The sequence below is a fragment of the Nostoc sp. WHI genome (assembly GCF_015714725.1).
Classification (GTDB): Bacteria; Cyanobacteriota; Cyanobacteriia; order Cyanobacteriales; family Nostocaceae; genus Nostoc.
The window spans coordinates 19290-33101 of the sequence record NZ_WBKM01000067.1; the positions used below are offsets into that span (position 1 = coordinate 19290).

The 13812-nt window shown below is 39.7% G+C and carries 12 protein-coding genes; 8 read left to right on the forward strand and 4 right to left on the reverse strand.

What is annotated here, in order from left to right; all coding sequences use genetic code 11:
• The first annotated feature begins 343 nt into the window (after window positions 1-343).
• Together F8S12_RS06990 and F8S12_RS06995 are read left to right on the forward strand one after the other, a co-directional pair.
• A complete protein-coding gene (locus F8S12_RS06990) occupies window positions 344-739 on the forward strand; it encodes a hypothetical protein (protein WP_196515600.1) in 396 nt (131 codons plus the stop codon).
• A 612-nt stretch (window positions 740-1351) separates the two neighbouring features.
• Window positions 1352-1795 (forward strand): hypothetical protein, encoded by a 444-nt coding sequence (locus tag F8S12_RS06995; RefSeq protein ID WP_196515601.1) that lies wholly within the window; start codon window positions 1352-1354, stop codon window positions 1793-1795.
• A 299-nt stretch (window positions 1796-2094) separates the two neighbouring features.
• Here the strand turns inward: F8S12_RS06995 and F8S12_RS07000 are convergent, their stop codons facing one another.
• The gene (locus tag F8S12_RS07000; RefSeq protein ID WP_331001363.1) at window positions 2095-4989 is read right to left on the reverse strand and encodes a hypothetical protein; all 2895 of its coding nucleotides are present in this window, start codon (window positions 4987-4989) and stop codon (window positions 2095-2097) included.
• A 473-nt stretch (window positions 4990-5462) separates the two neighbouring features.
• On the opposite strand from F8S12_RS07000, the gene F8S12_RS07005 reads away from it, so the two are divergent.
• From F8S12_RS07005 to F8S12_RS07015, 3 genes are all read left to right on the forward strand, one after another.
• Window positions 5463-6917 (forward strand): sensor histidine kinase, encoded by a 1455-nt coding sequence (locus F8S12_RS07005; RefSeq protein ID WP_196515602.1) that lies wholly within the window; start codon window positions 5463-5465, stop codon window positions 6915-6917.
• 273 nt (window positions 6918-7190) lie between these two features.
• On the forward strand, window positions 7191-7445 hold the full coding sequence (locus F8S12_RS07010; RefSeq protein WP_196515603.1) for a type II toxin-antitoxin system HicA family toxin: 255 nt from the start codon (window positions 7191-7193) through the stop codon (window positions 7443-7445).
• Window positions 7442-7825, forward strand: coding sequence for a type II toxin-antitoxin system HicB family antitoxin (locus F8S12_RS07015; RefSeq protein ID WP_230967849.1), 384 nt, complete (start codon window positions 7442-7444; stop codon window positions 7823-7825). The genes F8S12_RS07010 and F8S12_RS07015 overlap by 4 nt, the downstream gene beginning before the upstream one ends.
• Before the next feature lie 42 nt (window positions 7826-7867).
• Here F8S12_RS07015 and F8S12_RS07020 read toward each other — a convergent pair whose 3' ends face one another.
• Both F8S12_RS07020 and F8S12_RS07025 read right to left on the reverse strand, forming a co-directional pair.
• On the reverse strand, window positions 7868-9001 hold the full coding sequence (locus F8S12_RS07020) for a tetratricopeptide repeat protein (RefSeq protein WP_196515604.1): 1134 nt from the start codon (window positions 8999-9001) through the stop codon (window positions 7868-7870).
• Between the two features lie 89 nt (window positions 9002-9090).
• Window positions 9091-9720, reverse strand: coding sequence for a sigma-70 family RNA polymerase sigma factor (locus tag F8S12_RS07025; protein WP_196515605.1), 630 nt, complete (start codon window positions 9718-9720; stop codon window positions 9091-9093).
• Window positions 9721-9916: 196 nt separating this feature from the next.
• Between F8S12_RS07025 and F8S12_RS07030 the strand changes: the two genes are divergently transcribed.
• Both F8S12_RS07030 and F8S12_RS07035 read left to right on the forward strand, forming a co-directional pair.
• The gene (locus F8S12_RS07030; RefSeq protein ID WP_196515606.1) at window positions 9917-10513 is read left to right on the forward strand and encodes a glyoxalase-like domain protein; all 597 of its coding nucleotides are present in this window, start codon (window positions 9917-9919) and stop codon (window positions 10511-10513) included.
• 168 nt (window positions 10514-10681) lie between these two features.
• Window positions 10682-11146: a DUF29 domain-containing protein gene (locus tag F8S12_RS07035; RefSeq protein WP_196515611.1), complete on the forward strand. Its 465-nt coding sequence runs from the start codon at window positions 10682-10684 to the stop codon at window positions 11144-11146.
• 743 nt (window positions 11147-11889) lie between these two features.
• Here the strand turns inward: F8S12_RS07035 and F8S12_RS07040 are convergent.
• Window positions 11890-13218: a hemolysin family protein gene (locus F8S12_RS07040; protein ID WP_196515607.1), complete on the reverse strand. Its 1329-nt coding sequence runs from the start codon at window positions 13216-13218 to the stop codon at window positions 11890-11892.
• A 240-nt stretch (window positions 13219-13458) separates the two neighbouring features.
• On the opposite strand from F8S12_RS07040, the gene F8S12_RS07045 reads away from it, so the two are divergent.
• The coding region (locus F8S12_RS07045) for a hypothetical protein (RefSeq protein ID WP_196515608.1) at window positions 13459-13812 on the forward strand (354 nt) is incomplete at its 3' end.

The window sequence follows — 13812 nt, forward strand, 5'->3', positions numbered from 1 at the left end:
TTTTAACTAATTATTAAGCGCAGTTTACAGAGAATTTTGGTGTTGAAAGCAGTCTAAAGCCGTACCTCCGGTATTTTTTGGATTTGGTTTCCAATATCCGAAATTTGGTAAGCATTGCCACAACTGTCATACAGACCTTAACTAAGCACAAGCCTTACTGTAACTCTATTTTATTAAGATATTGATGCTGCGATTTAGACCTGCACCAACAATTGTGTCTATTAATTTTTTTAATTTATGACCGCCAAGATTTTTGCAAAATTCAGTGATATTACTGAAATCTTACTCAAGACTCAAGGTTATATTGAAAACGTAAAGATAACAACCCAGGAGTTTGTTAATCATGAAAATTTCAGCAATCGTTAAAGGCGGCATCTGTGTATTAGGTTTGGTTGGTGTTGGTAATTTATTTGCAGCCCCTGCAAATGCAGATCAAGCTGCTGCTCGTGGTGCTGTTACAATTGTTAGACCATCAGGTTCTTCTCTCAGCGTCAGTGGTGAAGTGGTTGCAGCTCCAGGTACGAACTTTACCGACGTTGCCGTTGTCGTTGATGGTGGTACTGCTCCAGGTACAAATCAAGAAACTGTCTCAGGTATCACAGTAACCCCAACTTCAGCTGCTATAACTGCAGATACCAGCACAATCGAAGGAGCGATCGCGGCACTGATTGTTAACTATACTTTAGTTGAAGACGTAACAGGCCTTGTTAGAGCAGCTAGTTCTGGCGGTTTAGAATAGATTGATTGTGATCTGAGAGAAAATCACGATAGTGTGAAAAGCGATCAGATTTTAGTCTAGATGATTTTGGCTTTTGTTTGAGGAAGCATTGCCAGCAGTAGAGAAAAATTACCCTCTATCCCAACGCTAGGCAATTTGCATCGAAATATTTGGTAGTAGGCAAATAAACTCCTTGACTGACTCTTCTTCACCTATATCCCCAGTTTTGACAGGGGGATAAGGTAGAAAGGGAGATATAACAGATCGAAGAAAAAATACAACCCCTTGAATGTAGTTGAGGGGAGTATTTCCAAACTTATCCAATATATTACCATATAAACCCGGTTTCTTTAAGAAATCGGGCTTTTGATATTTGTTTAAATAGATACTTCACGAAATCTTTTAAATTAGGCAAGAGGCAAGAGGCAATAGGCAATAGGCAAAAACTAGAAAGCAATAGCAACAAGACAATAAGGCAATAATTACTCTTGCCTTTTACCCTTTGCCCTTTGATTTTCTTGGCTAAGTGTCAATCTTTATACCAAATTTTAGTAGTCTAGCAATCAAATCTTTTGGGAAGTTACCGCTATATTTCTCATGCCAATCTAAAAGAGCATGAGGAATAAATTAGGCATGTATAACGTGGTTTGTCAACTACCTGTAACTATCAAAAGAAGCTTTTATTTGCTGGGTTTTATCAGTTTAAGTAATTTTATTGCAGCGCCAGTACATGCACAACAAGCTGTGGCGCGTGGTGCTGTTTCTATAGTTTCACCTTCTGGCGCTTATCAAAGTGTTAGTGGTGAACTGTTCTTGCCTGTTAGTAATAATTTTTTAAATCCGGGTACAAGCACGACTCTAACAATAACGCCTACTTTTACAAATATTGGAGCAACTGATGAAAGAATAACTTCATTATCTCTCACATTAGGAACAGCCACTGAAATAATCACAAACAATAACAATTCACTTTTGAATCAGACTTTACAAACAGTCAATAATCCAATATCAATTCCCGATGCAGCATCTCTCATTCAGACAATCAATACCACTAACGGCTTAGGGGCTTTAGAATAGTTGAAAAGACTATAAGTAGAGCGGCGTGAATAATTCAATGTTTGTAGTAAGGACTTTAGTCCTAATTTGAGGGCTTCAGCCCTCTCTACGAGACCCTTCTCTACGAGACGCTCCGCGAACGGCAAGCTCAGGGCAACGCGCTACACGAACACTACCAACTCATCTCAAGATTTTTACATTACTTAATCTACTTTGATTTATTCTCACCTACTTACTTATTAGATTTCTGGCTGCATCTACCATCATCAAGAGTTTTGAGGCAATAGGCATTTCTAATTATTGCCCCTTGTCTATTGTCTTTAAAATCGATAACCACCTTGAATTTGCATATCAAATCCATTTTCGCCTGTACCAATTTTAGATTCTAAAAAAATACTATTATCGGTAAAGTTATATCTAAAAATAGCTCCGTAGTTTAAGCCAGACAATCGGCTATTTAAACCTACATTTCTTGTAGCATAATTTTTAATATAAGCACCAGCAGATAAATTTGTACCAAGTCGTTGTAAACCCTGTAATTCATAGAAAAGACTTTTCCCTAACTCTAGGTTTGTATTAATATTAAAACCAGTACTAGTACTAAGTTCCCCATTAAATAGTCCTAGTAAATCACCATTGCTATTATCTTGAATAAAAGCTACAGCAGGCGCTAAAGAGAAACTTAGATTTCTTTCTTGATGATTAAAGTAATAGCTTAAGACTGTGGAAAAAGGATTATTACTATTTGATGCACTATTCCAATCAATTTTTAAGGATGGTACATGAGTATTGATGGCTACAGGTTTTTTATTTGAGTTTAACTGTACATCAGTTTTAATATAGTTAACCAGAACATCAGCATATATGCCCACAGATGGTTCTGCTAACCCTAAATTATTATTAGAAACTCCAGGCGCTGAGTTAGCATTTATATGAAACCAAGTTCCCAAGCTACCGCTATAGTTTAAATCACCAGCAGAACCCGCAGCTAATAATTCGACTGAGGGTAAAGATAGATAACCATTAAAGTTTTTAAAACTCACACCTATAAGATCGACTCTGGTAAGTTCAAAATAATCGAATGCTAAATCAAATGTTCGGACTGGAATTGGTACTATAGTGTTATCTTCCGAATTAAATCGTTGTACAAATTGTCTACCTTGGGAGTTGGTCAAAATAACTTCAGAGGCGCTAGATTCATTAATTGGATTAATTCCAGTATTATTCAAAGGAATTTGATTTCCTATGAAAGTCAAAGGGCCAAATTTTTCATTAGAAAGTCTGAGGGTTGAAAAGAATGTATCACCTGGATCTAAAAGTTCAATATCTCTTTGTAAAAATTGGACTGCGCGTTTGTGATTTCCTGTTCTCAGTTCCAAAACGCTAGAGTTATTGGGAGTGATTTTACTCTGAAGTGTCACACTTCCAGATACTTGTTCTAGGTTACTGGCTGCATTAGAATAGGCTAAAGTACGATTAAGTCTGTTATTAATTTGTCTTCTTTGATTTGGTGCAGACTTTGTGTTTAATTCAACAAAACCTTCTCCGTTTTTAAAGCTTTGTCGCGCTTCTGCTAAACTTTCATCAATATTGTCTATTTTAATGAATTCAAAAATTCCACCTAATGCTAGTCCTAAAGTAGAATTAGCTGTTTGTATACCATCAATACTAAATTCATTAAAATTAGCTGTAATCGAAAATCCTGGACTAGCAAAAATATTAGAATAACTAGCACTAATTTTTTCTGGATCGTATTGAATAATGGTGCGGTTATGAGGATAGTTAACATATAATCTGTGCCAATTAGAAGTTTTTTGTGTCTGGGATAAAACTTCAAATACGGGGTCTCTTTCGCCGAAAGATACCCAAAATAAAGAATTTAAATAATGTAAGTCTCGCTCAAGTGGTGTCAAGAAAGGATTGACTACTATATTCAACAAATCAAAATTATCAAATCTGTTTCGCTGGGCAATCTTAATACCTGGTAATGAAGAAACAGGAGCAGTAAAACCAAAGCCTTCGCCTGTTAAGATATCGCTCCAGGAAATACCAGTAGCTTCTAGAACAGAATTAGGAATAATTTCGCCTAGTTGGAGTTTAACATTTCCTCCATCTAGTAAAGGCTTTAAATTCGTAGTTGGGAAGGCTTGTATAATTTTAGGGGTATTAGTAGCATCTAATAAATCAAATAAAGCTCCGCCACCATCACTGCTCAAAGTGGAACCACTACCAAGAATTGGGGTAGGATTTGCCAGAATTGTGACATTAGGATCTTCAGGATTAATTCCGCTATTAATTATCACTCTACCAGCAGGTACTCCTTCAGGATTAACTAGCTCTCCTGCTATAGAAACTATAGAAAAATTATTAATTTCAGCTTCGCCGATTAACTCCTGAAAATTCACAGGTAAACTAGTAACATATTGTAATCCCCAAAATGCTTGGGTTGATGTCATGTTTTGGGTAGTGTAAATTTCAGAAGCTCTACCTTGGGCAAGAATACCTGCTTGTATACCTTTAGTCTCAATTACTAATCTATTGTTATCGAGAACCCAGTAAAACTGGTCAGCTTCGGGAAATTTAGCATAGGTAAATTTATCAATAAACTGATTGTCTCCAGAAAATCTGATATTTAAATCTGTATCTATATAATTTTCGTCCTCGTTGGGTTTAAATAATTGAGGTTTAAAAGTAAGGTTATCTGTAGGGTTAACAATCCACGGATACCTATTGGCACTAAATGTCAGAGCATCAATAATTATTTTCTTCTGGTTTGGTGGCTGTTGCTTTTTAGATTGACGTAGTTTTTGTATTAGTATTTGTTGCGTTGGTGTGTAGGGTTTTTGTTCGTTTGGAATTGATGGTTTGGTTGTATCCGGTTGAGGTTTTTCTTCATCTTCCTCAGGTGGCTTTGGGGGTTCTACTTTATATTCTTCAATTGGGATAACGTCAGCTATAGTGAATCTGCGTAACTGTTTAGTTTTCTGTAAGTTAGAGTTAGCACCTTTTAAAGTTTGTTTTAATAGTCCTTGGCTTTGGGAGTTATCTATGTTATCCGATTTGATATAACTTTCATCGCTAGCGATCGCATTATTCTCTACAATTAAATCAATCCTGTTTTTACTGCCAAAATCTAAGGCGATCGCAGATAATTCAACTAATATTAATTTGAGTAAAATTGTTGAAGATAGCAAGCATATTAATAGAAATTTCACATTTTTTCCGATTCTAATTAATGGGATGTTGATAATTGCTTGGGTTGAAGTCTTATATTTTTTCACAATTCACAATCTAAACAACTATTTTTGTTGGTAATCAAACAAGAAAATTGACAAGAAATTTAATGTATTTAAAATTTGCTACTATTTAGCTATCTGTTTTAGTTGTTTATAAGCATCAGAGATAATTTATAATTCTCTGTTAAAGACTAGGGGTTTTTACTGATTAATTGGAACGGATTCAACAGTCTTTTTGATAAATCTTGATATGAATAATCAAAGAAAACCGATTTTTTTATCATGACTGTAAAGAATAAAATATGATTAAGCAAATTTACTGCAACAAGAGTGTAATTCTTGAGCAACAATTCAACCTCAGCAAAATCACCAAAACTGAAAAAGTAAGCTGCTTTTTAGCCGTATAAATACTTAATGTGGGGATATTCAGTCAAAAAAGTGGGTGAAAAAATATGTTTCAGGCTACTCGCCGCCGTCTTGCAATTTGGTACACTGCCGTCACTGCCGTATTACTACTAATGTTTGCTAGTGGCGTTTATTTATACGTCCGTAGTACATTAATAGAGCGGATTGACGATACCCTTAATCATGTAGTGGAAATAGTAGAGCGATGTCTAACAACAAGTCGCTGTGCGTCTACGCTCATATTTGAGCCAATTAATGCTGATACAGATAAATTTCGTATTAATCTAGAAGCCAGTTTTCGAGATAATGCCGACACCGTAGAAGATGACCACATCGACTTAGAATGGTTTAGTCCGAATGGTGAATTACTCTGGTCAACTCTATCCGAACCTCTAAATATACCCATTCGTACCAACCGCACTGGTGAGACTGTGCGCGTAGTCAAGGGAGAGAGTGAAAATTCCTCACTCCTCACTCCTCACTCAGCGCTGTTGTTGCGACAAGTTACAGAACGGGTGGAAGTGGGACGCCAGGTATTGGGATATCTGCGTGTCAGTCATCCCTGGTTTGAAGTCACCAAACCCAGTCGCCAGTTAATTTTTGATTTGGCGCTAGGTATTGGCTTAATGGTGCTTTCTGTGGGAGCAAGTGGCTGGTTTCTTTCGGGTAAAGCGATGGAACCTGTAGGTGAGTCTTACCAACGCCTCAAACAATTTACTGCTGATGCTTCCCATGAACTTAGAAGTCCCATTACTTTGATTCAAACCAATGTGCAAGTTGCCCTTGCTGACTTGGATTTGGCAGAGGCAGAAACCACTACTTCTTTGCACTATCGGCAACAGTTAAAAATGGTGGAACGGTTAACCCAGCGTTTGGGTAAGTTAGTCAATGACTTACTCTTCCTAGCACGGCAGGATAGTGGTATTAGCAAAGATGCCTTTTCACCTTGTCCATTGGACGCTTTGCTGATGGAAGTAGTTGAAGAACAGCAATTGTTAGTTCCTGAAAAAGAAATCGCCCTTTCTCTAAACTTAGTTGACCCTCCCGCCTCCGAAACTAGCCCCGAATTACTGGAAAATTGGTTTACACTCGTGGGCAATTGGGATCAACTGGTGCGGCTGTTCACAAATTTGATTGCTAACGCCTTGCATTACAGTTCAGCAGGTGGACGGGTGAAAGTGGAATTGGCGCGGATTGAGGGAATAAATCGCGTTTCTGGACTACGTTACACCAGTGCCCAATTGCAAGTTAAAGTGAGTGATACCGGAGTTGGAATTCCAGCAGAGGCACTACCACGCTTGTTTGACCGCTTTTATCGGGTAGATCCGGCACGTACTCATACAACTGGGAATACAGCTACAGCAAGCGCTACTGGTTCAGGATTAGGATTAGCGATCGCTCAAGCTATTGTCGAACATCATCAGGGCCATATTCAAGTTGAAAGTACCCAAGGCATTGGCACTACGTTTACTGTCACTTTACCAATAACTTTTGAATCTTAAATTCTGAATTCAATAATTGTTTCCCGTAGCAGATATAAACGTTTAGCTTTAACGATTATTTTATATTTTGATTTTGAGGAGACGTTGCGGGACATCCACATTGAGTTAAAAGATTTAAACCAGGAAGCGGTGGAGTTAGCAAGTGCGATCGCTAAAAACTTTGAGGAGTTGGGGATTTGAAATAGGTAGTCGGTTTAATGCAATAATGTAACTAAATTTAGTTGCAAAAAGTCCCTGAAGTCACATAATGGAAGCAATCGGTCTGGAGTTTTCATGACCCGCAGAGAGAAATTAATTAAGCGGTTTCTTAGTCGTCCCAAGGATTTCACCTGGGAGGAGTTGGTCAGCTTGCTTTCTGGGTTTGGGTTTGAGGAGGTCAGCACAGGTAAAACGGGAGGTTCTCGGCGGCGTTTTCTCAATGATGCGGGGGTGATTATGACGTTACACAAACCCCATCCTCAAAATATTCTCAAACGATATCAGATTGAACAGATTATCGAGATTCTCCAAGAGGAGGAGTTGCTATGAATGACATGATGCAGTACAAGGATTATTTCGGGTCTATTCACTATAGCGATGAAGATAAAATCTTCTATGGACAGATTGAACATATCCGCAGTCTAATCAGTTTTGAGGGGGAAGATGTGGCTAGTCTGAGGGCTAGTTTTGAGGAAGCAATTGATGATTATTTGGCTCTCTGTGAGGAAAAAGGTATTGAGCCAGAGAAGCCGTTTAAGGGGAGTTTTAATGTGCGCGTAGGTAGCCAACTTCATCGTCAGGCGGCTTTATATGCCCAACAACGGGGAGTGAATCTCAATAAGTTGGTGACGGATGCACTGGAACGTTATTTGTTTGAAAGGGGAATCGTTGGAAAATACTTGAGGAATTGGGAATATGAAAAAGAGTGAAATATCAACACTTCAAGAATAGAGGCGTAAAGCTGTGAACCTCTACGGTGTGTTCTTTCGGCGAAGCATTTTGGTTAGCCGATCCAGCAGTAACACTTCCTGCTTTCTGTCTTCCAATGTCCGCGCTAGTATAATCGCCCTTTCGTAAAAATTGCGAGCAGTTATGTAATTACCTTGCTGCTCGTACAACTGAGCGTAAGACTCAAAAGATTTTAATTCTTCTCGCAAATTTTGTAATTCTTTAGCTAGTTTTAAACGCTGCTCTAGTAAGTCAAAAGCACGTTCATAGCGTCCTACAGCACTGTGAGCTTTAACTAAACCGTCAATTGCCCGTAATTCGTTAGTGCGATCGCGGTTAGTTTTAGCTATCACCATTGCTGCCCCGTAAGTGCCAATGGTATCCTGATAATTTCTAGATGCTAGATAAGCATCACCTAAATTATTTAGGGTATTTGCTTCACCGATGGCATCACCAATCTGACGGCGGAAAATTAAAGCATTCTCATACAATTTAACTGCTCTGTTATAATCTCCTAATCTGGCAGCTACTAAACCTAAATTACTCAAAGACAATCCTTCACCTTCAATATTTTTGACATTGTGAGCAATTGTGAGTGCATCTTCAACTGTTTTACCAGCAGCAGGTTCTCCTTGTTGTAGAAGAAATGTACCGATACTATTCAGCACAAAAATCTGAGATTGGAAGTCTTTGGTATCACGAGCGATCGCTAATCCTCGTCGTAAAGCGTCTTCTGCCTCTTTTAAACTACCTAGCTGGATATAAGCCTTTGCAAGCAAATTATAAGTCAGACCTTGGGCTTTAATGTCACCAATTGAGTGATATATTTCCAGTGCGCGTAAGCAAGACGTAATTGTTTTATCGGCATATCCTGAAGTGTATTGTTGTTCACCGATACGAATCAAGCTGTCTGCTTCATTTCTTGATTGCCGCCCAACAGAACTATTTAAAGGGCGGTGGAGTTGCTGTGTAATATCAACTGTACCCGCAGCTATAGGACTTAGGAAAAAAGTAAACAGTAAAAAGCAGTGCAAAAATACCTGGCGATGATAAATCGCCCGCCAGCTACTACAACTTTGGTCACATGAGCAATGCACTAGCCTAGCTACATAAACTAAGTCTATCTTTTGCATTGGGAATACAAGCCGTTGTTTCATAAAACTTACCCGTAAAGTTGCGGGTTTAAGTAGAAGGTCTAAGAAGATTTTTAAATTGAAGACATATGCCATACGGGTTTATACTTAAGTTAAGATTGCTCTAAATCTTCTTCAAAGTAAATGGCACGAATATCTGTAGGTAATTTGTCCTCTAGCATACGATAGCCTTCTTGGAGAAAATTGGCTACAACGTTTGGAGCGATCGCTTCTCCTTCGGCTTGCAGATAGGCAGCGATTCTAGTTTCGCTCCAGTGGAAAGTTTGAGCCATTAACACGATCAATCGTAAAATTGGTGGTAGTTGGTCTAATGCCTGTTCTACATAGCACCATAGTGGCGGTGAAGTGGCTTGGAGAGAATAATGAATTGCTTCTGTGGGTGGTAATTGAATTTCGTTAATACAGAAAGCTGTCATATTAATTAACCAATTTTGCATGGTTAAAGGTTCATCGCCTGGTTGAGGAGGAGTTAAATTTAGTCCACCGAGTTCGTAGTAGATATGCCGCCAGGTGAGGGCAAACAGATAATCTGCCTGCACAGGCGATCGCGCCGAATGTCGAATTAAGGTATATACTATGGGACTATAGCGGCAAAAAATCACCGTGAAGTACTTCCCTGCATCTGGATAGCGTTGAAACAAAGTCAGTAGTTCATCGTCACTGTGATGAAACAGCGACTTCACTAGCGGATGATTAGCTTCAGGAAAATGAGGAATTTGCATAAGCCTTTCGATTGATAGTTGTTAAAATAATTTTGTGAATTGCAGTCCTGTAGTTAATCGCATAATATCTTGGTGTTGTTCAGTTTGTAGCTGAGGTTCAGACTACTTAAGTATTGATAAACTAGAAACAAGGACTTAATTTTAGTCTTAATCGACAATCATAAAATCGACTTACCTATAGAATCCTTATTTTTTCATGGTTATAGCAGTTAGTGTGATACCGTTCCTAGTCAGTCCCTTTACTTTAGGCTCGTTTCTGCCTTCCCTGCCTTTGGATAGCCTATTATCGACTCAAGGCATTATGGTGATGCTGCTGGCAGCTTACGCTGGTGCCATGTGGATGTTCCTCACCAGTGCCCCAAAAGTACACACTGTAATGGTGTCAGATTTGGAGATTGCCCGACAGTTGTATGAAGGGCTGCTAGATTTGCCAGCAGCAGAGGTGCCATTGCACTACTACTACAACTATGAGCAAACTATCGGCGCAACTGGGATTGATCCACTGTATATGTCTACAGGGCCGAGCTTGTCTAGCAAAATGATGAATAATGCTAACGATGGGCTGTGGTATCAATTGAAGAAAAACACCCAGCTACACATTATTACTGGCGCGAGTTTAGGTAGCAAAAATCAGCAACGCCACGTTTGTTTTGACCATGACTGTCTAGAAATGATTTTAATGCGAGTCGAAACGCGCGGTTTGAAATTAAAAATTCGTAACCACAAGCCCCTGAATTTTTTGGTCAAGGACTATGAAGGGCGCGTTATTGAGGTGGCTGAGGTAGCTAATTAGTCGTTAGTTATTAGATTTTAGGTTGTGTGGTGCCTAGCTTGCCGCACTTCTCTACGAGAGGCTATGCCAACGGCAAGGCTCAGTGACCACCGTAGGCATCGCTCTACCATTGATTATTCATAGTCATTATTGGGTTTTGCTAAATAAAATCTTATGACTGTTGAAAAGATGTACACATCTCAACTGTATGAAGCAGATTTCTATACTTGGACTCAACAGCAGGTTAGCTTGCTTAAAACTCAACAGTGGGATCAATTAGATACCGTTAACCTGATTGAAGAAATTGAAACTTTGGGCAGAAGAGAACGGCAAGAATTGAGGAATCGGCTAGGAATATTGTTAGGACATTTACTAAAATGGCAGTTTCAACCGGAAAAATGTAGCAATAGCTGGTTAGGTACAATTCGAGAGCAACGTGTTCAAATTAAGCTGCTTCTGCAAGATAGCCCTAGTTTGAAACCCTATCTCAATGAAGTTTTCTTCACTGTTTATGAACTAGGCTTGGCTTTAGCGATTCGAGAAACTGAGTTAGATGAAAATGTTTTTCCAGAAATCTGTCCCTACAGTTTACATCAAACTTTGAATCCTAAATTTTTCCCAAATCAAAATCAGGTTGATGAGCAGAGCGAGTAATATCATGTTCTGTAAATCACTTACGATATGTCATTGCGAATGCAACGTTCGCGCTTGCGTCTCGTAGAGAAGTGGAATGAAGCAATCGCAAAGGTTTGAGATTGCTGCGCGACCCTCGCAATGACATAAGCATTAAGTCGAACATGATATAATTACCCCAATACTATTATTTGATCACCTTAAACCGTGGCAAATAAAAGGAGGCGTTTGAAACGCGATCGCTCGGAGTATTCAAAGGCTTTTTCTCTTTGCCCGGCGTTGATGCAAGCTTGCACGATATTGTGGTACTGCTAACTATTCTTGATATTTAAATTAATTTTGGTAAAAAATATCATTAAATTCGGAGGCAAAGTTTTCTTGTCCTAACTGAACAAAAAGTGCTTTTAATTGCTCAAATGTATTTTCAGTTCCATAATTTAAATTTTAAGATTTTCCTTGATTCTTTCTTTAAGATAGTCATCCATAATTCAATTTTTTGATGTTATGTCATGTCCGCTTGATTACTTGTCATTGCGAACGAAGTGAAGCAATCTCCAAGCCCTTGCGATTGCTTCACTTCGTTCGCAATGACATATCACAAGTAATTTACCGGACATGATGTTAATTAGGGCGGGCAAGATAATATGCCCAACTGACAAGCTGGTAGGTACGTTAGGGCTTTAGCCTAACCCACCATGTGAAATTGGGCACAGTACACAGAAAATAAGAAACAATAATTATCAATGCCCAATGCCCAACGATCGCTAGTCAGATTTTGTGGTATCTGCTGATTTATTTTCCTTCGGCACAACTAGGACTTTATCAACGCGGTTACCATCCATATCCATCACTTCAATTCGCATACTTTGCCATTCAAAATGATCTGCTGCGGCAGGAATACGACCTAAATGGGTGATGACAAAACCGCCTAAAGTTTGATAACTGCCGCGTTCTTCGGATTCCCACTCTTCCATACCAAAAAGTTCTAAAAACTCTTCAACAGGCAACATTCCATCCAAAAGCCAAGAACCATCCTCGCGTTGCACAGCTTGTGGTTGATCCTGCCCATCTGTAGAAGGAACATCACCCACGATTTCGCTCATGATATCGTTGAGAGTGACTAATCCTTGAATCACGCCGTATTCATCAACTACCAGCGCCATGTGAGTAATGGTTTGTTTAAACAATTCCAAAACTTTCAAGCCACGGGTACTTTCAGGCACAAATACAGGCTGTCGTAATCCTACTGTTAAGTCTAATTGTTCCCCTCGGAAACTTCTGGCTAATAAGTCGGTGACAGGGATCACACCCAGCACATTGTCAAGTCCGCTCTGACAAATTGGATACCGGGAGTAGGCACTCTCAACCATCTTTTGGCGATTTTCTTCGGCAGAGTCATCTAAGTCTAGCCAGACTATATCGGGACGGGGTGTCATTAAGTAGCTGACAGGCCGATCGCCTAAACGAAAAACTCGCTCCACCATATCCTGTTCAGCTTCCTCAAAGGTTCCCGCCTCAGTGCCTTGTTCGATTAAAATTTTAATTTCTTCTTGGGTGACTTGCGGCTCGGTAGAAGCTGTAATTCCCAGTAATCGCAGGATCAAATCTGTAGAAGCACTTAGGAGATAGACTACAGGAGCAGCGATCGCTGCCAAGGCTCGCATTGGAATAGCTACAATCGATGCAATCTTCTCTGGGTTGTTTAATGCCAGACGCTTCGGTACCAATTCGCCAACAATGAGTGACAAATAGGTAATGATCAAAACCACTATTCCGAAGGATATCGGTTCACTATAAGGCGCTAATAAGGGTACACGCCCCACAGAAATCGCCAGTTTTTCGGCAATAGTTGCTCCGCCAAAGGCACCAGTCAGGATACCGATCAGAGAAATACCGACTTGAACGGTTGACAGGAAATGATTCGGAGACTCCGCTAGTTTCAATGCTACCTTTGCCTTAGCATCCCCTTGATTAGCAAGCTGCTGTAGCCTGACTTTCCGGGCTGAGACAATTGCCATCTCAGACATAGAAAACACGCCATTGACAACGATTAGCACCAAAATGATTAAAATTTCAAAAGTGATGGAGGACATGTTTAAAATTGCCGCTTATAAGAGCGAACGTAGCTCCATCCTTAGTATCTAGTATTAAAGGTGCTTCTATAAATGCTTTGACTGTACCCAAGGTAATAATTATAGTTCTTAAGCTGATTAATCGCTGTACATTATTCTTTTACCAAAGGAGCAAGAAAGCTGTCAACACTTTTAAAATGGTTGACATAAGCTGCCTCAAGATTTCCTGACTCCCAAAGACTCCCACCGCTAGTAGTACTTATGTCATTTTCTTCTATTGTGCGTGCCTTAGGGCGATCGCCACTCACCACCGAATTTATTTCTAAGCTAAACCGACAACAAGAATTGCGGTTAAATGGCATTTCCCGCCTGCCCAAGGGTTTGGTAGCTTCGGCATTAGCTCAGGCTCAGGGCAAGAATTTGTTCGTGGTGTGTGCCACTTTGGAGGAAGCTGGACGGGTTTACGCACAACTGGAGGCAATGGGATGGCAGACAGTACATTTTTATCCCACTTCCGAGGCTTCTCCCTACGAACCTTTTGACCCGGAAACTGAGATGAGTTGGGGACAAATGCAGGTGTTGGCAGATTTGGTAATGGGGCAGGGGGCAGGGGGC